The organism is Achromobacter sp. (assembly GCF_057314935.1).
Map to the genome: position 1 here is coordinate 26,315 of NZ_DBHKZA010000021.1, position 24,523 is coordinate 50,837.

Annotated in this window: 24 protein-coding genes; 18 read left to right on the forward strand and 6 right to left on the reverse strand. The window is 67.3% G+C overall.

What is annotated here, in order from left to right:
• Window positions 1-4 precede the first annotated feature (4 nt).
• Together ACO6D5_RS10225 and ACO6D5_RS10230 are read right to left on the reverse strand one after the other, a co-directional pair.
• The gene (locus ACO6D5_RS10225) at window positions 5-1,234 is read right to left on the reverse strand and encodes an efflux RND transporter periplasmic adaptor subunit (protein ID WP_485825301.1); all 1,230 of its coding nucleotides are present in this window, start codon (window positions 1,232-1,234) and stop codon (window positions 5-7) included.
• Between the two features lie 14 nt (window positions 1,235-1,248).
• Window positions 1,249-2,463, reverse strand: coding sequence for a TolC family protein (locus ACO6D5_RS10230; protein WP_485825302.1), 1,215 nt, complete (start codon window positions 2,461-2,463; stop codon window positions 1,249-1,251).
• Window positions 2,464-2,729: 266 nt separating this feature from the next.
• Between ACO6D5_RS10230 and ACO6D5_RS10235 the strand changes: the two genes are divergently transcribed.
• The 5 genes from ACO6D5_RS10235 to ACO6D5_RS10255 all read left to right on the forward strand — a co-directional run bounded on the left by ACO6D5_RS10235 (window position 2,730) and on the right by ACO6D5_RS10255 (window position 6,174).
• Window positions 2,730-3,068 (forward strand): DUF4148 domain-containing protein, encoded by a 339-nt coding sequence (locus ACO6D5_RS10235; protein ID WP_485825303.1) that lies wholly within the window; start codon window positions 2,730-2,732, stop codon window positions 3,066-3,068.
• A 214-nt stretch (window positions 3,069-3,282) separates the two neighbouring features.
• Window positions 3,283-3,972 (forward strand): heavy metal response regulator transcription factor, encoded by a 690-nt coding sequence (locus ACO6D5_RS10240; protein WP_485825304.1) that lies wholly within the window; start codon window positions 3,283-3,285, stop codon window positions 3,970-3,972.
• A complete protein-coding gene (locus ACO6D5_RS10245) occupies window positions 3,972-5,345 on the forward strand; it encodes a heavy metal sensor histidine kinase (protein ID WP_485825305.1) in 1,374 nt (457 codons plus the stop codon). The genes ACO6D5_RS10240 and ACO6D5_RS10245 overlap by 1 nt, the downstream gene beginning before the upstream one ends.
• 74 nt (window positions 5,346-5,419) lie before the next feature.
• Window positions 5,420-5,812 carry a DUF4148 domain-containing protein gene (locus tag ACO6D5_RS10250; RefSeq protein WP_315845485.1) on the forward strand — a complete coding sequence of 131 codons (393 nt, stop codon included), beginning with the start codon at window positions 5,420-5,422 and terminating at the stop codon, window positions 5,810-5,812.
• Between the two features lie 5 nt (window positions 5,813-5,817).
• On the forward strand, window positions 5,818-6,174 hold the full coding sequence (locus tag ACO6D5_RS10255; RefSeq protein WP_485825306.1) for a DUF4148 domain-containing protein: 357 nt from the start codon (window positions 5,818-5,820) through the stop codon (window positions 6,172-6,174).
• Here the strand turns inward: ACO6D5_RS10255 and ACO6D5_RS10260 are convergent.
• Window positions 6,171-7,115 carry a LysR family transcriptional regulator gene (locus ACO6D5_RS10260; RefSeq protein ID WP_485825307.1) on the reverse strand — a complete coding sequence of 315 codons (945 nt, stop codon included), beginning with the start codon at window positions 7,113-7,115 and terminating at the stop codon, window positions 6,171-6,173. The two genes, ACO6D5_RS10255 and ACO6D5_RS10260, sit on opposite strands and share 4 nt — an antisense overlap.
• Window positions 7,116-7,241: 126 nt before the next feature.
• On the opposite strand from ACO6D5_RS10260, the gene ACO6D5_RS10265 reads away from it, so the two are divergent.
• The 6 genes from ACO6D5_RS10265 to ACO6D5_RS10290 all read left to right on the forward strand — a co-directional run bounded on the left by ACO6D5_RS10265 (window position 7,242) and on the right by ACO6D5_RS10290 (window position 12,886).
• A complete protein-coding gene (locus ACO6D5_RS10265; protein ID WP_485825308.1) occupies window positions 7,242-8,150 on the forward strand; it encodes an NAD(P)-dependent oxidoreductase in 909 nt (302 codons plus the stop codon).
• 55 nt (window positions 8,151-8,205) lie between these two features.
• Complete coding sequence (locus ACO6D5_RS10270) at window positions 8,206-9,171, forward strand: Bug family tripartite tricarboxylate transporter substrate binding protein (RefSeq protein WP_485825309.1); 966 nt, start codon at window positions 8,206-8,208, stop codon at window positions 9,169-9,171.
• 34 nt (window positions 9,172-9,205) lie between these two features.
• Complete coding sequence (locus tag ACO6D5_RS10275; protein WP_315845480.1) at window positions 9,206-9,784, forward strand: amino acid synthesis family protein; 579 nt, start codon at window positions 9,206-9,208, stop codon at window positions 9,782-9,784.
• 312 nt (window positions 9,785-10,096) lie between these two features.
• On the forward strand, window positions 10,097-11,422 hold the full coding sequence (locus ACO6D5_RS10280) for an APC family permease (RefSeq protein ID WP_485825339.1): 1,326 nt from the start codon (window positions 10,097-10,099) through the stop codon (window positions 11,420-11,422).
• 75 nt (window positions 11,423-11,497) lie between these two features.
• A complete protein-coding gene (locus ACO6D5_RS10285; RefSeq protein WP_485825310.1) occupies window positions 11,498-12,361 on the forward strand; it encodes an SAM-dependent methyltransferase in 864 nt (287 codons plus the stop codon).
• Between the two features lie 60 nt (window positions 12,362-12,421).
• Window positions 12,422-12,886: an Rrf2 family transcriptional regulator gene (locus tag ACO6D5_RS10290; protein WP_315845478.1), complete on the forward strand. Its 465-nt coding sequence runs from the start codon at window positions 12,422-12,424 to the stop codon at window positions 12,884-12,886.
• A 3-nt stretch (window positions 12,887-12,889) separates the two neighbouring features.
• On the opposite strand, the gene ACO6D5_RS10295 is transcribed toward ACO6D5_RS10290, so the two are convergent.
• From ACO6D5_RS10295 to ACO6D5_RS10305, 3 genes are read right to left on the reverse strand one after another with little or no spacing between them, the layout of a single operon-like run.
• Window positions 12,890-14,041: an acyl-CoA dehydrogenase family protein gene (locus ACO6D5_RS10295; RefSeq protein ID WP_485825311.1), complete on the reverse strand. Its 1,152-nt coding sequence runs from the start codon at window positions 14,039-14,041 to the stop codon at window positions 12,890-12,892.
• A 41-nt stretch (window positions 14,042-14,082) separates the two neighbouring features.
• A complete protein-coding gene (locus ACO6D5_RS10300; protein WP_485825312.1) occupies window positions 14,083-16,182 on the reverse strand; it encodes an acetate--CoA ligase family protein in 2,100 nt (699 codons plus the stop codon).
• 40 nt (window positions 16,183-16,222) lie between these two features.
• The gene (locus ACO6D5_RS10305; protein WP_485825313.1) at window positions 16,223-17,578 is read right to left on the reverse strand and encodes an MmgE/PrpD family protein; all 1,356 of its coding nucleotides are present in this window, start codon (window positions 17,576-17,578) and stop codon (window positions 16,223-16,225) included.
• Between the two features lie 235 nt (window positions 17,579-17,813).
• Between ACO6D5_RS10305 and ACO6D5_RS10310 the strand changes: the two genes are divergently transcribed.
• From ACO6D5_RS10310 to ACO6D5_RS10340, 7 genes are read left to right on the forward strand one after another with little or no spacing between them, the layout of a single operon-like run.
• Window positions 17,814-18,707, forward strand: a complete 894-nt coding sequence (locus ACO6D5_RS10310; protein WP_485825314.1) for an NAD(P)-dependent oxidoreductase — start codon at window positions 17,814-17,816, stop codon at window positions 18,705-18,707.
• A gap of 59 nt (window positions 18,708-18,766) precedes the next feature.
• Entirely contained in the window at window positions 18,767-19,744 is a 978-nt protein-coding gene (locus ACO6D5_RS10315) for a Bug family tripartite tricarboxylate transporter substrate binding protein (protein WP_485825315.1), read from the forward strand.
• Window positions 19,745-21,175 (forward strand): NAD-dependent succinate-semialdehyde dehydrogenase, encoded by a 1,431-nt coding sequence (locus ACO6D5_RS10320; RefSeq protein ID WP_485825316.1) that lies wholly within the window; start codon window positions 19,745-19,747, stop codon window positions 21,173-21,175.
• Between the two features lie 24 nt (window positions 21,176-21,199).
• Window positions 21,200-22,423, forward strand: coding sequence for an ABC transporter substrate-binding protein (locus ACO6D5_RS10325; RefSeq protein ID WP_485825317.1), 1,224 nt, complete (start codon window positions 21,200-21,202; stop codon window positions 22,421-22,423).
• Entirely contained in the window at window positions 22,420-23,235 is an 816-nt protein-coding gene (locus ACO6D5_RS10330; protein ID WP_485825318.1) for an N-acyl homoserine lactonase family protein, read from the forward strand. Before ACO6D5_RS10325 ends, ACO6D5_RS10330 begins: the two co-directional genes overlap by 4 nt.
• Window positions 23,236-23,248: 13 nt before the next feature.
• Window positions 23,249-23,635, forward strand: a complete 387-nt coding sequence (locus tag ACO6D5_RS10335) for a hypothetical protein (protein ID WP_485825319.1) — start codon at window positions 23,249-23,251, stop codon at window positions 23,633-23,635.
• Window positions 23,632-24,501 carry an alpha/beta fold hydrolase gene (locus ACO6D5_RS10340; RefSeq protein ID WP_485825320.1) on the forward strand — a complete coding sequence of 290 codons (870 nt, stop codon included), beginning with the start codon at window positions 23,632-23,634 and terminating at the stop codon, window positions 24,499-24,501. The genes ACO6D5_RS10335 and ACO6D5_RS10340 overlap by 4 nt, the downstream gene beginning before the upstream one ends.
• Window positions 24,502-24,523: the final 22 nt, after the last annotated feature.

Consider the following 24,523-nt stretch of genomic DNA (forward strand, 5'->3'; position numbering starts at 1 on the left):
CGGCTCAGTGCGCGTGATCGGCGCTGGCTTTGCCCAGCTCGGACTTCAGGACGAAGGCGTTGCGGGTGACGTAGCGGGTGCCGGCCTCCAGGCCGGCCAGCACCTCGACCTGATCCTCAGACTGCTTGCCGAGCGTTACCGGCTGAGCCTGGAAGCCGCCGGGCACCTCGACGAACACCGCCGGCCGGTCTTCGATCGTCTGCACGGCCTCGGCGGCGACGGCCACCGCCGCGTCGGAGGTCTGGACCACGACGTTGACGGACACGAACAGGCCCGGGCGCCAGGCCATGTCCGGGTTGTCCAGCGTGACGCGGGCGGTCGCAGTGCGTGTCTGCTGTCCCAGCAGCGAGCCGATGTACGACACTTTGCCGTCCGCGGTGTCGGCGAATGCCGCCGAGGCGACGCGGGCCCGCTCGCCCACGCGCACGTCCTGCAGGTCCTTCGGCGCAATCACGAATTCCGCCCAGACCGTGCGCATGTCCGACAGCGTGAAGATGCTGGCGGTGTCCGCCAGCGCCTCGCCCAGCGCGATGTGTTTTTCCACGATGACGCCGTCGAACGGCGCCCGGATTTCCAGAATGCCCAGGTCCCTGGACTGAGGCGATGCGCCCGCCGTGCGCAATTTCTGCTCGGCGTTCTGGACGGCGATCCGCGCTTCTTCGAGCGCGGTGCGGGCCTGTTGGTAGTCCTGCTCGGCCGACACCTTCTCTTGCCAGAGCCGGCGTTCGCGTTGATGGTTCTGCGCCGCCAGGTCGCGCCGCTTCACGGCCGCCAGCCATTCGCTGCGCAGTTCCGACAAGGCCGCGCTGGAAACCGTGGCCAGCAGATCGCCCTTGCGGACTTGCTGGCCGAGGTCGGCCGACACGCTTTCGACCACGCCCGCCATGCGGGGCACGACGTGGGCGGTGCGGTCGGCGTTGAACTTGATTTCGCCCGGGAACGCCGCGGAGCGGGCCACCGAGGCCGGCGCGGCGACGGCGACCTTGATGCCCGCTACGGCGATCTGTTCGGCAGACAGCGTCACCTTCCCTTCTTCTTCGTTCCCGGTTTCGTCGTGGTCGGCCTCCCCTTCGGCGTGCCCGTGGCCCGCGCCTGTGGCGGGTGGCGCAGACTGGCCCGGTTTGGCCGGCGCATCCGCCCACGCGGCACCCGCCGGGCCAAACAACAAGCCGGACAAGACGGCGATGGCCAGCGCGTTGCGTGCGCGGACGGATTCAGTTCGATGCTTTGCCATGTTTGGGGTTCTTTTCAACGTCCAAGAATGCGGTCGATTTCCGCGGAGGCCTGGTAGGCCGAGGCCAGCGCCGTCAGGTAGGCGATATTTCCCTGGGACAGCGTGCGCTGGGCGTCCAGCACTTCCAGGAAGCCGAACTTGCCGGCTTCGAAACCTTTGCGGGCGGCGTCATAGGCCTGGGCGGCCCCAGGCAGCACGGCGCCCCGGTATTCGCGGGCGGCCCCCACCGCCAGGTCGAACTGGGACACGGCCTGCAGCAAGTCGCCCGTCAGGCGCGCCGCCAGTTCGCGATAGGTGTCTTGCGCCTTGTAGGCCTGCATCGTGGCCGCATAGACGTTGCCCTGGTTCCGGTCGAACAGCGGTAGCGGGATCGATACGCCCAGTTGGGCCTTGTTGCGGCCGGCCTCGTTGTCGCGGGCCACGCCGGCGCTGAGCGTGATGTCCGGATAGCGCTTGCTCTTCTCGACTTCCAGCTGCGCCCGGCCGAGGTCCACGGCCAGCCGGCCGCCTTGCATCAAGGGCGCATCACTCAGCGCCGCGCTCAGATCGTCCAGCGAACCCCGCTGGGGCAAGGCGTCCAGTTTGCCGTCGACGCGGTCGAAGTCGGGCTGGGCGTTGCCCCATAGCAAGCCCAGCTTGCGGCGGGCGGCTTCCAGCGCCGCGTCTGCCGCGCGGGCCTCGATGCGCGCATTGGCCAGCTCCACCTGGGCCTTGCTGCTTTCCAGCGGCGGCGCCTTGCCCGCAGCCACGCGCCGCTCGGCCAGGCGCAATGCGCTATTGGCGATATCCGTATTGCCGCGAGCGACGCGCACGGCCTCCTGCGCCACGGCCGCCTCGAAAAAGGCGGCGATCACCGCGGACCGCAGACTGGCGCGCGCCGCCGACAGGTCGCGCTGCGCGATATCCCGCGACAGGCCGGCTGCCGTGATGCGCGCGCCGCGCTTGCCGCCGGTTTCGATCGGCACGCTCAGCATCGTGGTCGTGGTGCGCGTGGCTTTCTGGGTGTCGTCCACGCTGACCTCCAATGACGGATTGGGCAGCAGGCCGGCCTGCGTCAGCTGGCCCTCGCTGGCCGCGGCCTCGTTGCGCGCGGCGGCAAAACCCGGGTTGTTGTCGAACGCGGCGGACATGGCGCGTTCCAGGGTCAGGGGCTGCGCCGCGGTGCGGGCAGGCAAGGCGAACGCTGCGGCCAAGGCCGCGACGGCAAGCGGTAAGACGGATAAACGCATGGGTCAACCAACGAAGACAGCCTGCGGCGATGCCAGGCGGGGATCAAGAGGATGGGTGTGCCGGCACTGTATCCAGGCGCCCTCGTCAAAATCTCGACCGCGACATGACATTTCCGTAAGGTTCGCGGCATTACGAATTCGTAATCAGGGTGTATGCGAATTGACGAACTTGAATTCGTAAAGTGTCTCCACCGTTTCACAAACAGCGTGTAGGCGCTGGCCAGGCAACCGCCGCCAGTCCGACGCACGCACCGAGGAGATTCCTGATGAAGACCCGTATCGCCGCCACCCTCGCTTTGACCGCCCTGATCAGCGTGCCTGCCCTGGCCAGTGCGAACAGCGTCTGGCACCAGACGGACACCGAGATCGGCTACACCATCGCCCCCGAACACGCGGCCGGCGGCAAATCCCGTGATCAGGTCGAGGCCGAACTGGCCGAGGCAAAAGCCGACAAACGCCAATGGTTCCTGACCTACCGCAACCTGCCCAAGCCCGCCTGGGCCAAGCAGGGCACGTCCCGCACCCGCGCCGACGCTTTGGCCGAAGTCGAAGCCGTCACGCCGGCCGAGCGCGCCCGCCTGGCCGACATCTATACGCCGGGTTGATTCCGAGGTGATTCCGGGTTGATTCCCGGGCCGGCCTCCAAGGCCGCCCATCCGGCGCGGCCGCTGCCCCGGCGGCGGCCGCCCGCTCTTCCAATGCGATTGCGCCGTAAAATCGCCACGGACGCCCCTTGCGGGGCGGCTCGCCCCGCCGGCCCGTACCGACGGGCCATTGCGGCATGGCGCTGCCGCCTTTGCCCCCTTCTTCCTGGCCCCCATGAAAGTCCTGGTAATCGAAGACGAGAAAAAGCTGGCCGAATATCTGCGGCGGGCACTGACCGAACACAACTATGTCGTCGACGTCGCGCACGACGGCGTCAACGGCCTGCATCTGGCCCGCGAAGGCCTGTACGACTTGATCTTGCTGGATGTGATGCTGCCCGGCATGGACGGGTTCTCCGTGCTGCGCGACATCCGGGCCTTCTCTCGCACGCCGGTGCTGATGCTGACCGCGCGCGACAAGATCGAAGACCGGGTCAAGGGGCTGCGCGACGGCGCCGACGACTACCTGGTCAAGCCCTTCGCGCTGTCTGAGTTGCTGGCCCGGGTGCTGGCGCTGGGCCGGCGCAGCGGGCACCAGCTTACGGAGATCCGCAGCCAGAACCTGTTGCGGGTCGACGGGCTGGAGCTGGATCTGCTGCGCCGCCGCGCCAGCCGCGATGGCGTGCGCCTGGACCTGACCGCCAAGGAATTCACCCTGCTGGCGCTGCTGATGCGCAAACAGGGCGAAGTCCTGTCCCGCCTGGAACTGGCTGAACAGGTGTGGGACATCAATTTCAACAGCAACACCAATGTGGTCGAAGTCGCGGTGCGACGGCTGCGCGGCAAGATCGACGACCCGTTCGAGAAGAAGCTTGTGCATACCGTGCGCGGCATGGGCTACGTGCTTGAGATCCGCGAAGACTGATGCCCGCCGTCCGCCGCCCCCGATCGCTGCGCCGCTGGCTGTCGCGCTGGCTCGCTATCCAGACTTTCATTGCGCTCGGCCTGGTGTGCATGGCGGTCTATTACGCCACCAATCTCAACCTCAGCTACCGCCAGGACGCGTTGCTTCAGCAGAAAGTCGAGGTGATCCGCCACTTGGTCGAAGAGAACCGCGGCAGCGGCGACTCGGCGCGGCTGCGCCACAAGCTTGATGATTTCTTCTACGGACGTCCGGATTTCTCGCTGGAACTGGAGATCGACGGCGAGAAGGTCGCCTACGGCAGCCCGATCAGCGGCGACAACGACGTCGACCACGACCGTCGCATCACCTTTTCGCTGCCCCACCCCAGCACGCCGGGAGATTCCATGAGCGCCGAACTGGTGCTGGACATCACGCCCGACATCCGGTTGCGCCGCGCCCTGGCCTGGACGCTGTTCGGCTGCGCGCTGGTCGGCGCCATCGTGGCCGCCATGGTCGCCACGATGCTGGTACGCCGGGGCCTGGCGCCACTGGACGCCCTGGCTACCCAAGCCGCCCAGTTGTCGCCAGATCGCATCGGCGAACGGCTGGACGAAAGCGGCCAGGCCGACGAAGTCCGACCGCTGGTGCGCCAGTTCAACGCCGTGCTGCAACGGCTTGAGCGCGCCTATGTGCAGATGGAGGGCTTCAACGCCGACGTGGCGCACGAGATGCGCACGCCGCTTGCGACCCTGATCGGCGAAACGGAACTGGCGCTGAAGACCCGGCCATCACAGGACGCCCTGCGCGAGATCCTGGGCTCCAATCTGGAGGAGCTGCACCGGCTGTCCAGCATCGTCAACGACATGCTGTTCCTGTCCCAAGCCGACCGCGGCGCGCAGGCTCGCGCCACCTGGGAGGGCGATCTGGCCGGCGTGGTCGAGGAAGTCGGTCAATACCACGAGGCGGAAGCCCTGGAGGCCGGGCTGCTGATTCGCGTGTTCGGCGGGGCCACCGCCGCCATCGACCGCCGGCTGTTCCAGCGGGCGGTGTCGAATCTGGTGTCGAATGCGGTCCGCTATGCCGACCAGGGCAGCGTGATCGACATCAGCGTATCCGAACGCGGCGCGCACGAGGTGCAGATCGCCGTGCGCAATGCCGGTGAACCCATACCGGCGGAGCATCTGCCGCGCCTGTTCCATCGCTTCTACCGGACGGATGAGGCCCGCGGGTTCGACGGCGACCATCACGGACTGGGCTTGGCCATCGTGGCAGCCATCGCCCGCATGCACGGCGGAAGCAGCTTCGTGCGGTCAGAAGGACGGTCGACGGTCATCGGCTTCAGCGTGTCGAAGCCGCGCGTCAACGACGCCGCGCGCGACATTACAGAAAACTAATCTGGCGGTCCGCTTCCTGTCGGAGGCCTCTCCCTAGACTTGTTGGTACGCCCAACCCGTTCCATGGAGAAACAATGAACCGTCCGACTCAACGCCTATCGATGCTGCTGGCCCTTGCCGTGTCTTTCGCTGCCGCGGCCCCCGCCGCGCTGGCCGAGCCCAAGACCCGGGCACAGGTCGCCACCGAATTGCAGCAGGCCAAAGCCGCCGGCCTCGTCACTTACGGCGAACAGGATTATCCGGCCCAGGTCTACCAGCCGTCGTCCAAGACCCGCGCAGAAGTCCGCGCCGACCTCAGGCTCTGGACCCAGGCTGGCCTGGCCGACCTGCACCGCGGCGAACTGGAGCCCGATGTTTTCGGGCTGGACTACCGCACACGTTATGCCGACTACGTGCGCATGCGCACGGGCCCCGAGTATCAACAGGCGCTTGAGCTTGAGCGCGGCCTTGCCAACGCCAACCGGTGAATGCCATGACGACGATCTCTCGCCCGCTGTTCCTTGCGTTGGCGCTTGCCGCTACCGGTGCGACCGCCCAGGCGCAACCCCTGGCGCCCGCCGTGCCACCCGCGGCCGTGCTGGCGACCTGCGACGCCCCGCCCGAAAAGCTGGCCAGCTACCGCAGCATGCAGAGCAAAGGCATGAAGACCCGCGCGGAAGTCCGCGCGGACACGATGATCTGGAAGCGCGCCGGCATGGAAGACCTGTTCCGCGGACGCCAGCGCCTGGACACGTTCAACCCCGTGTATCGGCAGCGCCATGCCGAGTACCTGCGGATGCGCGGCGGCCAGGAATACGCGGCCGAACTCTGCAGGCAACTGGCCGGCTAGGCAATCCCCGGGTCAACGCCGCCCGACCCTCCGGGGTCGGGGCCGAGCCCCGCCCGGGTTCCGGCATATTCCTTTAACACCCGCACGAACCGCTGCGCGTGGCGGCTGGGCGCATCGAAGCGGGACCGCACCAGGCTCAACGCCAACGGGATCGATTCGCGCAGCGGCCGCACGACGAGCCCCGGCCACCCGTCCTGCCCCACCGAGAACTGGTCCACGATCGCCACCCCTGCGCCCGCCCGCACCAGTGCGCAAGCCAGTTCGGCCCGCACGATGTCGACCGACGCGGTCCAGGCGACGCCTGCCCGCTGGAACGCCGCCGCCACCAATTGGCCGAAAGGGATGTTGCGGCTGTACAGGACCAGCCGGTACGCGGCCAGTTCGGCCAGCCCCACTTCCGCTTGGGCCGCCAGCGGATGCCCCGTCGGCAGGATGCAGACCATCTGCCCGGTGGCGAACGGTTCGACGATCAGATTGGGGTGGTCGATGGGCAGTACCGACACGGCCAGCTCGGCCTTGCGCCCCAAGAGCTCGTGCCCCATGTCCGCAAGCAGCGTGGTGTGGTATTTCAGCCGGACGTTCGGATAGCGTTCCAGATACCGCGCCATGACCGGCGGCAGGAAGTTCAGTCCCAGGCTGGGGCTGGAGCACAAGGTCAGCGCCCCTTCCGGCCTTGCGGCCAGATCCCGCGCGAATTCATCGATACGCAGCGCCTCTTCAAACAGCGGCCCCACTTCCTCGAACAGCCGGTGCGCCTCGGGCGTGGGGGTGAGCTTGCCCTTGTCACGGGCGAACAATTGCAGGCCCAGGCTTTGCTCGGTATGCGCGATCAGCCGGCTGACCGCCGGTTGCGACACGAACAGCAGCTTGGCCGCCCCGTTCATCGACCCGGTCAGCATCACCGCCCGGAACACCTCCATCTGCCTCAGCTTGAACCGCATTGCTCTGTTCCGATAATCAATTGTTATATCCCCCGGTCAACTTAGCATAAGAGGAAATTCTGCCCCATCGGTAGCATCCAGAGTCGTCGCCGGACGCCGATCCGGCCGTTTCGATAAAGGGATTGCATGACGTTGAAACTGGGATTCATCGGCCTGGGCATGATGGGCCTGCCGATGCTTGAGAACCTGGCCGGCGCGGAAGCCTTCTGCATCCGCGCCTACGACCGAGACCCGCAGCGGTTCGATCGCCTGAAGGCCCATCCCGCCTGGAACCTCACGCTGCGGCCGGCTGCCGGTCTGGCCGACCTGGCGGACTGCGAGGTGGTCATTACGATGTTGCCCAATAGCGCGGTCACCAACGCGGTCATTGAAGGCGGGCCCGATTCGCCCGGCCTGGCAGCATTGCTGCCGCGCGGGGCGACGTTGATCGACATGGGCTCGTCCAACCCGGCCGACACCCTGCGGCTGGCGCCGCTACTGCATGAGGCGGACATCACGCTGATCGATGCCCCGGTATCCGGCGCGGTCGCCAAAGCCGCCAACGGCACGCTGGCGATCATGGCGGGCGGACTGGCCGACGACCTGGAACGGGTGCGGCCGATTCTGTCCCGCATGGGGGCGACCCTGATCCACACCGGTGCGGTGGGCTCGGCGCACGCCATGAAAGCGCTGAACAACTATGTCTACGCCGCGGGCCTGCTGGCGGCCAGTGAAGCGATGCTGATCGCCCAGGGGATGGATCTGGACCCGGCGATCTTCACCCAAGTGCTGAACGCGTCCAGCGGGCGCAACGTCGCCACTGAAACCAAGCTGGCCCAGTTCATCGTGCCGCGCACGTTCAATGGCGGTTTCGCCCTGGCGCTGATGGCCAAGGACCTGCGCACCGCGGACAGCCTGCAGCAACTGTCGGGCGTGCCGGCGCCGCAACTGTCGCTATGCACCGGTCTGTGGCAACAGGCGCTGCAAGCCCTGCCCGCTGCCGCGGACAACACGGAGATCTACCGCTATCTGGAAACGCGGCACGGCGCCGGTTAAGCGCGCGGCACGACACCGATAACAAAGGCCTATCCGCCATCAGGGAGACAACACCATGCACAGAACCGCCACCTCCATCGCCCTGGCGCTGGGGCTGACTGCCGCCGCCCCAGCGCCGGCGGCCCCCGCTTTTCCCGACCACCCGATCCGGATGGTCGTGCCCTTCCCGCCCGGCAGCATCACCGACGTGGTGGCGCGCAGCCTGGGCAAGCACATGGCCACCGACCTGGGCCAGCCCGTCGTCGTGGAAAACAAGCCCGGTGCCAACGGCATCATCGGCACCCACGACGTGGCGCGCGCCAAGCCCGACGGCTATACGCTGGTGGTGGTGGGCGTCTCTACCGCCGCCAGCGGCGTCAGCTTGTTCAAGGACCTGCCGTACAACCCGGCGAAAGACCTTGCGCCCATTGGCGCCGTCGCGGAAACGCCGTATCTGCTGGTGGGCGCGCCCAAGACGGCAGGCGCCAACGTGGGCGAACTGTTCGCCTATGGCCGCCAGCACCCCGGCAAGCTCACCTACGCCTACGGATCGGGCAGCGCGCAGGTGTTCGGCGCCAAGCTCGCCGCCATGGGCGACATCACCGTCACCGCCGTCCCGTACCGCGGCGGCCCGCAAGCGCTGACCGACGTCATCGGCGGCACCGTCGACCTGACGTTCACCGACCTGGCCAACGGCTTGCAGCAAGCCCGTGCCGGCAAGGTCAAGACGTACGGCGTCAGCACGCCCGACCGTTTCCCGCTGGCGCCCGACATCCCTACCTTGAACGAATCCGGCGCCCCGGGCTTCAACCTGACGGTCTGGTTCGGACTGATGGGGCCCGCAGGCTTGCCCCAGCCCGTGGCCGACCGGCTGGCCCGCTCCCTGGATATCGCTCTGGCCAACCAGGAACTGCAGGAAACCTACGCCCGCCAGGGGCTGACCGTAAAGACGCAAAGCCCCGCCGAGTTCGGCGCCTTCGTGGTGGCCGAGATCGACAAATGGGCCGCGATCGTCAAGGAAACCGGCATTCCGCCGCAATGACGCCTTTCATTCCCTCTACCTAACGGAACTTCCCATGTCGTTGATTGAAATCCGCAAGCGTTGCCTGATCGTTGAAACCACCTTCCACGAAAACGGCCCGGCCCCCGCCCGGCCGCTGAAACTGGCCGCCTCGTGCGCCGTCATCAAGAACCCCTACGCAGGCCGGTACGAACCGGACCTGATGCCGTTCATGGCCGAGTTGCGCACGCTGGGCACGTTGCTGGCCACCGAACTGGTCGACACGCTGGGCAAGGACAACATCGAGGTCTACAGCAAGGCCGCGATCGTCGGCCTGGATGGCGAGATGGAGCATGGCGCCGTCTGGCACGAGGCCGGCGGCTGGGCGATGCGAACGGTGCTGGGCGAACCCAAGGCGATGGTGCCCGCGGTGAAGGCCGTGGCGGTTGCCGGATACCGCGTCATGGTGCCCGTGCATTACATCCATGCGTCTTACGTGCGCAGCCACTTCAACAGCATCGAAATCGGCATCCAGGATGCGCCGCGTGCCGGCGAAATCCTGTTCGCGCTGGTGATGGGCACGGGTGGCCGAGTGCATTCCCGATTAGGGGGGCTGACGAAGGACGCCGTCGCGGTCCATGACGGTCAACGTTAGAAAATGACAGCGCTCCAATATTAAGAAGTTACTTTAACTAATTCACTTTAATAAAGCCGTTTAATTCAATTAATTCAACATGATACATAGCTAAATTAAAGTCAAATAGACGATGCTATTCGGCGCTTTTGCACGAATACATCGTCTTTTCGGGGAAAACCCGCAGAAACTTTATTGCACTCGTAACGGTCGCTAATTGTTCAGGTTATCGTCAGGCGCCTTCTCCGGCACGCGCCGTACCTGTCTCCCGCCGCCCCTCCGAGAGCTCCCATGACACTGATCCGTCCGCGCGCCGCCGCGATTTCGCCCCGTATGCTTGACGAGGCGAAACCGGGGTTATCGGTCATGGACGCCATCGTCGTGCTGGTCGGCGTGGTGATCGGCATCGGCATCTTCGGGTTTCCGCCGCTGGTCGCGCAACATGCGGGCTCCGAGGCCATGTACATCGCACTGTGGTGCGCGGGCGGCCTGGTGATGCTGGTCGGCGCGCTGTGCTATGCGGAACTGGGCTCGGCCTATCCCGGCGCCGGCGGCGAATACCTGTACCTGACCCGGGCCTGGGGCCCGCGCGTGGGCCTGATGTTTGCCTGGGCCCGCTGTACGGTGATCCAGACCGGCGCGATCGCGGTCGTCGCCTACATCTACGGCGACTACGCCCAGCGCCTGATGCCGCTGGGCGCCTACGGTCCGGCGGCGCACGCCGCGATCTCGGTAGCGGCCCTGACCGCGCTGAATATCGTGGGCACGCGCTATTCCAAACGGCTGCAATGGGTGTTCACCGTACTGACCCTCGCCGCGTTGGGGGCGGTACTGCTCGCCAGCCTGACCGCGTCGGGCGACGCTGCCGCGGCCGCCACGCCCTCGCCCCTTGCCGGCAGCCCGGCGGGCCTGATGGGCATGGGCATGGTGTTCGTGCTGCTGACCTATGGCGGATGGAACGAAGCCGCTTACCTCAGCGGCGAACTGCGCAATCCCGGCCGCAACATGAGCCGGGTGCTGCTGATCGGCACGGCCATCGTGACGGGCGCCTACGTGCTGACGAACCTGGCGCTGCTGGAGATCTTCGGCCTGCAAGGCCTGCGCGACACCCCCGCGCTGGGCGCCGATGTCATGCAGCTGGCGGCCGGCCCCTACGCCGCCGCGCTGCTCAGCCTGACTATTTGCGCGACCGCGCTCAGCACCATCAACGGCACCATCATCACCGGCGCCCGCGTCTATTACGCCTTGGGCCGCGACGTGCCGCGGCTGCACGCGCTGGCGGGCTGGAGCGCCCGCAAAGAAACGCCGGTCGCCGCCCTGCTGGCCCAAGGCGCGATCACCCTGGTGCTGGTGGCCTTGGGCGCCTTCAGCCAGAACAGCGTGCAGACGCTGGTGGCGTATACCGCGCCGGTCTTCTGGATCTTCATGCTGCTGGTGGCGGCATCGGTGTGGCGCCTGCGCCAGCTGGATCCCGAGCAGCCCCGGCCGTTCCGCGTACCGCTCTATCCCCTGCCCCCGCTGCTGCTGGGCCTGACCTGCGCCGGCCTGGTCTATTCGAGCGCGGTCTATGCGGGCGCCGGCGCCTTGATCGGATTGGCCGTCCTGGCGGCCGGCATCCCCATGCTGCGCTTGCTCAAACCTGCCCGGTTGCCGGGCTAGCGCGTGTTTTTCCTGGCGGGCGCACGCCACGCCCGCGGTTCGTTTGCAGTTGTTGACCTACAAGGAGAGCCCACTATGCAACCCTCGACTCACCCCCCTGTCGCCAGCCGCCTTCCGCGCCTGCCCCGGCGCCGGGCCATCCTGGTGGCTACCGCCATGGCTCTGTCCGTGGCCTATGCGTCCATCGCCACCGCCCAGCCCGCTGCAACGCCTGCGACCCAAGAGGAATACGTGCCGGACGTCGGCCAGGACGGCAAGGACGTGATCTGGGTGCCCACGCCGCAGACGCTGGTGGACAAGATGCTGGACATGGCCAAGGTCACGCCGAAAGACCGGCTGATGGACCTGGGTTCCGGCGATGGCCGCACCGTGATCACCGCCGCGCAGCGCGGCCTGACCGCGCAAGGCATCGAATACAACCCCGACCTGGTGGAACTGTCGCGCCGCAACGCGCAACGGGCCGGGGTCGCGGACCGCGCCACCTTTGTGGCGGCCGACCTGTTCCAGACCGACCTGTCCAAGGCAGACGTGATCACCATGTTCCTGCTGTCGACCATCAACGAAAAACTGCGGCCCACCCTGCTGCAGTTGCCGCCTGGCACCCGGGTGGTGTCCAACACGTTCCGCATGGGCGACTGGGAACCCGACGCGGCCGAAACCGTCACCAAGGACTGCTCCACCTACTGCACCGCGCTGCTCTGGATCGTGCCCGCCAAGGTGGAGGGAAAATGGGAGGTCGACGGCCAGACGCTGCACTTGACGCAGCAGTACCAGATGCTGTCGGGCAAGCTGGGATCGGCCGACATATCGGACGCCCGCCTGAATGGCAACGCGATTTCGTTCAGCGCCAACGGCGTGCGCTATACCGGCGAAGTCAACGGCAAGACGATGAGCGGCACGGCGGCCGGCAAAGGCAGCTGGTCGGCCAGGCGCAGTTGACCGTCCCCGCGGGGTGACGCCGTTTGACCCCGGCGCGTCTCATGCAATAGCATGCGTTGCATGAGAAGAGACAGCAAACTTTCCGGCGTGCTGCATGTCCTGCTGCATATGGCCGAGGCGCCCGGCCCCATGACCTCGGAAGACCTGGGCCACGTCATGCAGACCAACCCCGTCGTCATCCGCCGCATCATGGGCGGGCTGCGCGACCAGGGGCTGGTGCATTCCGAGAAAGGCCATGGCGGCGGCTGGACGATCTCGTGCGATTTCAATCGGGTGACGCTGCGCGACATCTACGAAGCGCTCGGGTCGCCCGAGATCTTCGCCATGGGCAACCGCAGCGATTCGCCAGGCTGCCTGGTCGAGGCGGCCGTGAACAAGGCGCTGACCGGCGCCTTCGAAGACGCCGAAGCCTTGCTGATGGAGCGGTTCGGCGCCGTCACCCTGGCCGCGCTCAGCAAGGACTTCCACGCCGGCATGGTGCGCCATGGCCGGGCTTTCGACCTGGCGAAGGCCCACGCGCAGTGACCTTCAGCGCGGCGGACGCTGCGAAAAGCTGCGTTCGAAGATGCCTTCGGCGATGCGGTTCTTCAGGATCTCGATGGATCCCCCCGCGATCATCCACCCGCGGCACCGGCGCACGCAGTACTCGACCAGCGATTCCCGGCTGTAGCCCAGCCCTCCCAGCACCTGCAAGGCGTCATTGGCCACGTCGAAACCCACCTGATTGCAGTAGGCCTTGGCTATCGCCGTGTCGGTCGCCGACGGGAATCCGGTGTCCGCGCCGATCGCCGCCCGGTACAGCAGCAACTGGGCGGCATCCAGCTTGATCCGCATATCCGCGAATTTCCATTGCAGCCCCTGGAATTCACACAACAGCCGGCCGAACTGCTTGCGCTGCATCGCCCAGTTGCGCGCTTCTTCGTAGGCATAGCGGCCCAGTGCGAGCGACCGCGCCGTGTTCCCGATGCGTTCCACGTTGAAACCGGCAATCTGCTTCTTGAAGCCGCCCTCGCCCAGGACGACCATGTCGTCGGCCACGAACACGTTGTCGAAGAAGATCTCGACCCATTCCTCGCCGGACATGAACGCGGACCGTTTGCCCAGTTTCACGCCGTCGGCCTTGGTGTCGATCAGCACCGACCCGATGCCGCCCGTTCCCGGACCGAAGCGCACATAGGTCAGGATCACGCTGGCGTGCGGGCCGTGGGTCGTGAAGATCTTGGTGCCGTTGATGCGCCAGCCGCCATCGGCCCGGGTGGCGCTGGTTTTCAGTTCAGTCACCGCCGAGCCGGCATCGGGCTCGGTCATGCCAACCGAAATCAGGCCTTCGCCGGCGAGCAATGCGGTCAGGTACTTCTGCTTTTGCCGCGCGCTGCCGTATTCGGCCAGCACGCGGATGGCGCCGAAGTTGCCCGCCTGCACCACGTCGGCGCTACGGGGGCAGACGGATGCCACGGTCTCGATGGCGATGACGGCGTCCATCAGCGAACCGCCAACGCCGCCGTCCTGTTCAGCCACGGTGATGCCCAGCAGGCCCTGTCCGGCCATGCTGCGGGCGACGTCCCAGGGGTAGTCGTCGGAATGGGCGCGTTCGACGGCGCCGTCGCGCAGTTCGCGGTCGGCGAAACGCCGCACCGCGGTTTGGAAATCCTGTTGTTCCGGTGTCAGCTTGAAGTCCATCTAGGTAGTTCCCGATGCAAGAGTGGAAAAATGGGTAGGGGTCAGGCCAGGCGGACCAGGCCGTCGACGGCGACCACGCCGTCGGCGCGGACGAACAAGGGGTTGATTTCGGCTTCCTCCACCTGCACACCCGCCAGGCAGGCCAGCGTCGAGAACGCCGCGATGGTGCGGGCCAAGCCCTCGCAATCGCCTTCGGGCAAGCCACGGAACCCCCGGATCAGCCGGGTCTGGCGCACTTGGACGATCATCCGGCGGGCTTCCTCCAGGGACACCGGCGCCAGGCGCAGCGCGAAGTCCGGCGACAGCTCGGCGGCGATGCCGCCTGCGCCCAGCAACACGGTGGGGCCCACCAGCGGGTCGTGCCGATAGCCCAGGATCAGCTCGATCAGCCGGCTTTCCATAGGTTGGACCAGGATGCCGTCGATTTGCGCCTGCGGCGCCCGGCGGCGCACCGCATCCAGCATCTGGTCCGCGGCAAGCGCCAGCGCCTGTCCGTCCGCGACGCCGACACGGACCGCGCCCAATTCGGTTTTGTGGGCCAGGTCCGGCGAGCAGACCTTGGCCACCAGCGGATACGGCACGGTGTGATGCAGCGCGTCCGGCGCCAGCAATTGGCCGGTTGCCACCGGTACGCCCAGGCTGCGGAACAGCGTTCCGGACGCGTATTCACTGAGCATGCCCCGTCGCGGCAGGCCGTCAGGCCATGCCACGGGCGAGCCCGCCTCAGGCGGCTGGCCGGCGTCGGTGAAGAACACGGACAGCGCATCGGCGCAGGCCTCCGGCGTGCGAAAGGCGGCAATCCCGCCCGCGCGCAGCAAGGCCAGCGATTCCGGGGCCTCGGGCGCCAGGAAGACCGCCAGGGGTTTGCCGTCCGGCTTGTCGGCCTCCAGCAGCGGCTTGACCGCCAGGCCGGGATGGAACTGCGCCGAAGACCCCACCACGCTCAGGACGGCATCGCACCAATCGGCGCGCAGCAGGTGTTCAAGCAGCATCTTGTATTGCGCGCTGCTGGCCGCCAGGGTCAGGTCGATGACGGGGGTTTCGCGGATGTTCAGGCCGGATTGCGCGATCATCCGGACGAACTCAGCGGGCGGCGCCACGGCGGCCAGGCCATGCAGCCCCAGGTTGTCGACCACGGTGGCGGCGCCGCCGCCGGTGGTGGTGATCACCGCCACCCGGGCGGCCGGCCCATCCGGCACGCGGGTCGAAGCGCGGCATGGCCGGCGATAGCGTGACGCCAGCGGCGCAATCTCGAACAAGGTTTCCAGATGCCTGACCCGCATGACTCCATGCGCGCTCAGGAAGGCGTCGACCGCCACGTCGTTGCCGGCCATGGCGCCCGTATGCGACTGCGCCAGCGCGTCGCCTTGCTCGGAACGGCCCAGCTTGTAGGCGACGACTGGCTTGCCCTGGACCCGGGCGCGCGTCAGCGCCCGGGCCAGCGTCGGCGCGTCACGCAAGGTCTCCAGGAACAGCAGGATGACTTTGGTGTGCGGGTCGTCGACCAGCGCCTCGACCACTTCGCCCACGGAAATATCGCTTTCGTTGCCCACCGATACCGACTTGGCGAAACCGAACCCGCGCGCCGCGGCGCGCGACAGCAAGGATCCCATCATCGATCCGCTTTGCGACACCATGCTGATGTCGCCCGGCAGCAAGGTGTCGGCCTCGAAGGCGGCGTTCACGGACAGGATGCCGCCGGTGTGCAGGTCGGCCAGGCCGATGCTGTTCGGCCCCAGCAGGCGCAGGCCCAACCCGCGCGCCTGCGCCACCAGGGCGGCCTGGCGCGCCTGGCCGTCCGGCCCGGTTTCACCGAACCCGTCGGAATAGACGGTCACGACCCGGGCGCCGGCCTCGGCACAAGCGGGCAGTAGCGCGGCCACTTCGTTGCCGGGAATCATCACGAAAACGTGGTCGACGGGCCCGGGCAGGTCCCGCAGCGACGGATACGCCCGTTCGCCCAGGATCTCGGCTCGGGCGGCATTGATGGGATAGACGGTCCCGCTGTAGCCATGCTTGCGCATGAACCGCAAAGGACGCGCGGTGTTCTTGCGTACGTCGCCCGAGGCGCCCACCAGGGCGACCGAGCGGGGGGACAGCAATGCGTCGGCGAACGAAGACGAGGAAGAAAAAGAGGACATGGATGCGGCGGATGTCATGGGTTCCGGATGGGATGGGGGATCAAAGTCGGGGCATGTCGGCGGCCAGGCGCAGCGCGCGCACCGGCATCGTGTCCAGGCGCCAGACGTCCTCGCGCAATGCGCGGGCGCGTTCGCGGCCCAGGACGGGCCCCGCCAGCTCGTCGAACTTGTCGGCCAGGTCCGCATCCGATAGCGGCGACTCGGGGTCGCCCTTGCGGAACGGGGAATGGTGTTCAAGCACTTGGCCGTCGGTGGTCGTGACCGTCAGCCGCGCGGCGCGCATGCGGGGAAAGCCCGCGGTGAAGGTGGGATCTGCCCGCAGCTCAAGCCGTTGCATCAACTGGCGCACCTGCGGGTCGCGCAGCCGGCCGGGGCCGAAGGCGTCCAGGCGGACCGAACCATGGACAAGTGCGTGCGCCACCACGTACGGCAGGCTGAACTTGGCCTCGAAAGCGGTGGCGGGCGAAAAGTTGCCCGTCACGTCCAGGGCCGTCTGATAGGCGTCCACCCGCAGCGCGGCGACGTCGTCCGCACGCAGCCCTTGCTGGCGCAGCGCCAGCGCGGCGTCGATGGCGGCGAAGGTATGGCCGCAGCAGCCGTGATTTTTCTGGGTGATGGACAGGATGTTGTAGCGCTGGCCCAGGTCGTCTACGGCCACGGCCCAGTCCGGATCCTGCGCCAAGGCCGCGCCGAAGCCGACCTTGCCTTCCAGGATGTCGGGCACGCCGGTAATGCCGTGCGCGGCGCCCTGCCCGGCCCGCACGCCGACTTCGGCGGCATGGCCGGCGTGCAAGGCCTTGCTCATCGCGTCGGACCGGAAGGCCTGCTGCAGGCCGCTGGCCAGGGTGCCGGCGGTGGCCAGCGCATGCAGCATCGTCTGCGCGTCGCCCGGGGCGCACAAGGCCGCCGCTGCGGCAGCGCTGCCGAAGCAGCCCACGGTGCCGGTGGTATGGAAGTAGCGGTAATGGGAGGGTTGCACCGCGGCGCCGATGCGGGTCGAGATCTCGTAACCCACCACGATGGCGTTCAGCAAGGCCTGGCCGCTGGCGTCGCCCTCTTCGGCCAGCGCCAGGGCGGCGGCGATGGTCGGGCAGCCGGGGTGATAGATCGCGTCGCGGAAGATGTCGTCGAATTCCACGGCATGCGACACGCTGCCGTTGATCCACGCCGCCGTGGCGGCGAAGGCGGTCGTGGCGCAGCCGGGCAAGCTGGAAGCGCCAGAGCCCAGTTCGGCGCCGTGCGCGCCCAGCAGTTGCAGGCAAGGCGCCGTGCGCGTGCCGGGATACAGCGCCGACAGCCAATCCAGGAACGCGCGCTTGGCGTGGTGGATGACCTCGTCCGGCAGCCGGGCCAGCGTGTCCTGCGCGCCATACGCGGCGATCGTCTCCAGCAGCATGCTTGTCTCTCCTCTTGTTATTGCGGCGCGGCGGCCGCGTCGCTGATATCTGCCGTCCACTCTAGGCGGCCTGCCCCCGGCCAGGATTGATAAAAAGGAAAACGAGCGTTCTTGTTCCAGGGGGGACGGATTTGGAGATAGTTGCTTTGCCAATTTTTCATACCGCCCGGCGGGGGCCTTCCGTAAGCTGCATGGCAATAGCAAGAAAAACAGTCGCCATTCCAAGGAGGAAGTAATGAGTGAGACAAAGACCCCGCTGGGTTTCATCGGTCTGGGCGTGATGGGCGAACCCATGTGCGCCAATCTGGTCCGCAAATCCGGGCACCCGGTGTATGTGGCCGATATCAGTCCCGAGCCGGTGGCCCGCATCGGCGTATTGGGCGGCCACGCCTGCGCGTCGATCATCGAAGTGGCGCAGACCGCCGAAATCGTGTTCCTGTCGCTACCCAGCATCGTGCAGGTCGAACAGGTGTGCACCGGACCGGGCGGCCTGGTGGAGGCTGCCGGCCGCGTGCGCATCGTGGTCGACATGAGCACCAGCGACGTCGGCCGCACCCGCCGCCTGGCCGAAGTGCTGCGCGGCCACGGCATCCTGCTGATCGACGCGCCGGTGGCGCGCATGCGCGAAGCCGCCCGGCTGGGCACGCTGATGATCACGGTAGGCGCCACCCGCGAGGACTACGAGACGGTCCTGCCCTACCTGTCGTGCATGGGCACGGACGTGCTGCTGTGCGGCGGCGTCGGCAATGGCCAGGTCGTGAAGATCATGAACAACATGGTGGTGTTCATGACGGTGCATGCGCTGGCCGAAGCCATCACGATCGGCCGCAGCGCGGGCGTGGACGGCACGCTGCTGCTGGATGCGCTAAGCAAGGGATCGGCCGACAGCTTCGTGCTGCGCAATCCGGGCCAAAAGGCGCTTGCCGCGGAATCGTTCCCGGAAAAGACCTTTCCCACCGAGTACGCGATCAAGGACATCCTGCTGGCGCTTGAACTGGCGAACCAGGGCGATGTCGACGCCCGCGCCGCCAAGCTGACGCACGACCTGCTGGAGCGCACGCGCGCCGCGGGCTACGTCAAGGAGTACTACCCGGTGATGGTCAAGCTGATCGAACGCGGCTACGCCTGAATCCTGTCCTCCTGCCGGCGGCGCTTCCAGCGCCGCACCTTTCCCTATTCGAGACAACCATGACCTCCATGCTCTCCAGGTGGGCGCTGCCCGTGCTCGCCGCCGCCTTCAGCTTGAATGCCACCGCCGCGGATTACCCCGTCAAGCCGATCACGCTGGTGATCGGGTTCACCGCCGGCGGCCCGACCGACGCCGTCGGACGCTATCTGGCCCGCGGGCTGGAAACCGAACTCGGCCAGACCATCGTGGTGGAAAACCGCCCGGGCGCCAACGGCGTCGTGGCGGTGCAAGCCGTCAAGCGCGCCGCCGCCGACGGCTACACGCTGATGCTCGGCAGCAGCGGCACGCTGTCCATCGAACCCGTCTACAAACAGAAGGTCGACTATCAGGTGCTCAAGGACTTCCAGCCCGTCGGGCTGGTGGCCAGCTACCCGTACCTGCTGGTCGTGCCGGCCGATTCGCCGTTCAAGACCGTCCAGGAGCTGATCGCCGGCGCGCGCCAGAAGCCCGGCGCATTGACCTTCGCGTCCGCCGGCAGCGGCGCCGTCAACCACCTGGCCGGCGAATGGTTCAAGAGCGCCTCCCAGGTGGACATCACCCACATCCCGTACAAGGGCGATTCGGCAGCCATCGCCGACCTGGTGGCCGGCCGGGTGGATATGGCATTCCTGAGCGCAATCGCCGCCATGCCGCAGGTGCAGGCGGGCAAGATGCGCGCGCTGGGCATCGCGGCCGCCCAGCCGTCGTCCGTGGCGCCGGGAGTGCCGACGGTGGCGGAATCGGCCGGCATCCCCGGATTCACCGCCGAGCCTTGGAACGGCGTGCTGGCGCCCGCCGGCGTGCCGCCCGCCGTGACGCAGCGCCTGAATGCCGCCATCAACAAGGTAATGGGCACGGAAGCCGCGCGCGACGCGTTGCTGAAACTGGGCCAATACCCCATGACGGGCAGTCCTGAAGACTTCGCGCGGCACATCAGCACGCAAACCGACCGCTGGGCGCAAGTCATGCAGACCAGCCACATCGCAAAGGCGGACTAAATGGACTATCCCGAACTGAACCTGCTGATCGGCGGCCGCGCCGTGCCCGCCGGCAACCGCCCGGGCCTGGACGTGATCGACCCCGCCACCCTGGCCGTGCTGGGGCGCGTGCCGGTCGCGACGCCCGAAGACATCGACGAGGCGCTGGAGGCTGCCCGCCGCAGCTTTCCCGGCTGGCGCGATACGCCGGCGCTGGAACGCGCCGCCATCCTGCGCCGCGCTGCCAGCCTGATGCGGGAACGTACGCCGCTGCTGGCGTGGCTGATCACGCGGGAGCTTGGCAAGCCGCTGGCCGAAACCGAAAAGGAAGTGGCGACCGCGGCTGAAATGTTCGAATGGGCGGCCGAAGAAGCCCGGCGCACGTATGGCCGGCTGATCCCCGGGCGTGTCAGCGGCATCCGCCAGATGGCTGTCCCGGAGCCGGTTGGCCCGGTCGCCGCCTTCTCGGGCTGGAATGCGCCGGCCATCACGCCATCGCGCAAGATCGCGGGCGCATTGGCGGCCGGCTGCTCCATCGTGATCAAGCCGTCCGAGGAAACACCTGCGATCGCGCTGGAGATCGGCCGCGCGCTGGCCGATGCCGGCCTGCCCGCCGGCGTGTTGAACATGCTGTTTGGCGACCCCGGCGAGATCTCCAAGCGGCTGATCGCTTCGCCCGTGATCCGCATGGTGACCTTCACCGGGTCGACGTCCATCGGCCGCGAACTGGCGGTGATGGCCGCCGCGGGCTTGAAGCGGGCCACGCTGGAGCTGGGCGGACACGCGCCGGTGCTGGTGTTTGACGACGCCGATCCGGAAGCTGCCGCCGACGCCTTGCTGGCCGCCAAGTTGCGCAATTCTGGCCAGATCTGCACGTCGCCCACCCGCATGTTCGTGCAGCAAGGCGTCTACGAACGGTTCGTGCACCGCCTGGCCGAACGGGCCCGCGGCTGGCGCGTCGGCAACGGGCTGGAGGCCGGCGTGCAGATGGGGCCTTTGGCGAACCCCCGGCGCCTGGCCGCCATGGAAACCATGGTGGCCGACGCGGTCAAGCATGGCGCGCAGCTTGCCGCCGGCGGCACCCGTCTGGACCTGGCGGGCTGGTTCTGGGCGCCGACCGTGCTGCGCGACGCCGGCCCCGACTGCCTGGCCGCCAACACCGAACCGTTCGGCCCATTGGCGCTGGTCCAGCCGTTCAAAGAGACGGACGAAGCGCTGGCGCTGGCCAACCGCCTGCCGTTCGGCCTGGCCTCGTATGTGTTCACGCGAGACGCCGCGACGGCGCGGCTGGCGTCCGAACGCATCGAAAGCGGCGTCGTCTGCATCAACCACTGCCAGGCTTCCCTGCCCGAGACCCCCTTCGGCGGTTTCAAGGACAGCGGACTGGGCAAGGAAGGCGGCGTCGAAGGCCTGCAGGAGTTCATGCAGGTCAAGTACGTCAGCCAGATGTAGCCACCCCATCCAAAGGAGAAGACCATGAATAAGAAGATCACCACCCTGCTCGTCCTGGCTGCGGGCGCCGGACTGGCGCAGGCGCCCGCGCAAGCCCAGGTGCCGGCAGGCATTTCGGACGGCGTCGTGCGCATCGGTGTGCTCACGGACATGTCGGGCGCCTATTCCGGCAACGTGGGGCCGGGTTCGGTGCTGGCCACCAAACTGGCCATCGAAGATTTCGGCGGCCAGGTACTGGGCAAGCCGATCGAGATGCTGTCGGCCGACCATCTGAACAAGACCGACGTGGCCGCCGGCCGGGCCCGGGAATGGATGGACCGCGAAAAGGTCGACGTGGTGACCGAGCTGGGCAACAGCGCCGTCGCCCTGGCCGTGATGAACATCGCCCGCGAGAAGGGCCGAATGACGATGGTGACCGGAGCCGGCGCCACCCGCATCACGGGTGAAGACTGCTCGCCCAACAACGTCCAGTGGGTCTATGACACGTATGCGCTGGCCAAGGTGGGCACGCTGCCGCTCGTCGAAGCCGGCGCGAAGAAGTGGTATTTCGTCACGGCCGACTATGCGTTCGGCCATTCGCTGGAAAGCGACGGCATGCGTTTCGTGAAGGAAGGCGGCGGCACGGTGGCCGGCTCGGTCCGCTATCCCTTCCCGGGAACGGACTTCGCGTCCTTCCTGCTGTCGGCGCAAGCCAGCAAAGCGGATGCGGTGGGCTTCGCCAGCGCGGGCGCCGACTTGCAGAACGAGATCAAGCAGGCGCGCGAGTTCGGCCTGGCCGACCGCCAGAAGCTGGTCGCCATGCTGATGAGCATCACGGACGTGCACGGCGTGGGCCTGGAGGCCGCCCAGGGCATGACGTTCGCCGAAACCTTCTACTGGAACATGGACGACGAGACGCGCGCCTTCTCGCAGCGCTTCTTCAAAGCCGCCAACAAGATGCCCACCGCCCTGCAGGCCGGCCAGTACTCCGCCGTACTGAACTACCTGCGGGCCGTGGAAAAGTCGGGGACGGACAATGTGGATACCGTGATGAAGACGCTGCGCAGCATGCCGATCCATGACGCCTTTGCGCGCAACGCGCGCCTGCGCGAAGACGGCAAGCTGATCCACGACACCTATGTAGTCGAGGTGAAGGCGCCCAAGGATTCCCAGGCGGCGTGGGACTATTACAAGATCGTCAAGACGGTGCCGGGCGACCAGGCCTTCATGCCCTTGGCCGAAAGCCAATGCAAGCTGGTCAAGCAATGACCACCGCGTCCGCAGACGGCGCCGCGCTGCCGGTCTACGAGGCGTACGCCATCCGCTACGCCAGCGTGACCCGGCGCGCCGTCGATAACTTCCTGTCCCGCGCCGACGTGCACGACGGCCCCATGCCGCTGGATTTCTACTGCTGGCTGCTGCGGGGCCCTGCCGGCAATGTACTGGTCGACACCGGTTTCAGCGCGTGCTCGGCGCGCGCCCGCGACCGGGCCTTCACGCTGCATCCCGAGGCCGCGCTGGCCCGGCTGGGCCTGGCGCCGGCCGATATCGACCACGTGATCCTGACGCATCTGCATTATGACCATGCCGGCAACGTCGAGGCCTATCCGCGGGCGCAGGTCCATCTTCAAGACACCGAAATGCAGTACGCCACCGGCCGCTACATGTGCTTTGCGGCCATGCGGCATTTCTTTTCGGTGGACGACGTGCAGTCGGTGCTGCGGCAGGTCTACGCGGGCCGCGTCCGTTTCCACGACGGCGACGCCGAGCTCGCGCCCGGGCTGGAACTGCATCACATAGGCGGCCATACACAGGGCCTGCAGGTGGTGCGGGTGCATACCGCGCGCGGCTGGATCGTGCTGGCCTCGGACGCCCTGCACTATGCCCGCAACCTCACCGACGACAACCCGTTTCCCGCTATCTTTCACCTGGGCGACATGCTGGAAGGCTATCGGCGCATTCGCGCGCTGGTGGAATCCGACGCGCATATCGTGCCGGGCCACGATCCGGCCGTCGCCCGGCAGTATCCGCCCGCCGATGGCGAGGCAGGCATCTACCGGCTGGATATGCCCCCTTTGTGACGAGGAAAACCCGATGCAAGAAGACGATTTCATCCTGAACCGGCTGGCCGACGCCGTGAACCGTCAAGAGCGCCTGGTCTGGCGGGGCCGCCATCTGAACACGGTGTTCCTGCTGGAGCGCGGCGCCGACGCCTACCTGGTCACGGTGGCTGCGGGCCGGATCCAGTCCGTGCGGAAAGGCCCTTTCGTGATGCCGCGCTGGCAATTCGCCTTGCGCGCCTCGGCCGAAGATTGGGCGCAGTTCTGGCGTCCCCTGCCCCCGCCAGGGTTCCACGATCTGATGGCGCTGGTGAAATTCCGACGCCTGCGCGCCGAAGGCGACCTGTATCCCCTGATGTCCAACCTGCTGTATTTCAAGGACGTGCTGGCCTGCCCGCGCGCCGAAGGAGCGTCCTCGTGAATCCGCAAACCGCCGTCTTCGAACCCATCATCGGGCGCTACCTGCAGTTGACGTTGGGCGGCCGCGCGCACCGCGTCTATGTCGAGGAGGCCGGCAGCGGCATCCCGCTGCTGTGCCTGCACACCGCCGGCGCCGATACCCGGCAGTACCGGGCCGTGATGAACGACCCGCGGATCCTCGAGTCCTTCCGGGTGATCGCATTCGACCTGCCCTGGCACGGCAAATCGTCACCGCCCGAAGGCTGGCAGCAGGAAACCTACCGGCTGACGTCCGAGGATTATGCGCAAGCGATCATCGCCGTGGCCGACGCGCTGGCGCTGGACCAGCCGCTGGTGATGGGGTGCTCGATCGGTGGACGCATCGTGCTGCATCTTGCGCTGGAACACGCGCACCGCTTCGGCGGCGCCATCGGACTGCAGTCGGGCGCCCACGTGGATCCCTATTACGACCTGGAATGGCTGAACCGGCCCGACGTGCACGGCGGCGAAGTCTGCGCCGGCATCGTGTCCGGCCTGGTGGGCCCCGGCAGCCCCGATGAACATCGGTGGGAAACGCTGTGGCACTACATGCAAAGCGGCCCAGGCGTGTTCAAGGGCGACCTGCATTTCTATACGGCCGATGGCGATATCCGGGACCGCGTGGCCCAAATCGATACGCGCCGTTGCCCCTTGTGGCTGCTGACCGGCGAATACGACTATTCGTGCACGCCGCAAGACACCGAGTTCCTGGCCGGGCGGATCGCCGGCGCGCATTGGCAGATCATGCAAGGCATGGGCCACTTTCCCATGAGCGAAGATCCCGACCGCTTCCTTGCCTATCTGCGGCCGGTGCTGGCCCAGGCGGCCGAAGCGCGCCTGGCCGGCTAGCCGCCTCGACACGCTCGCGCCG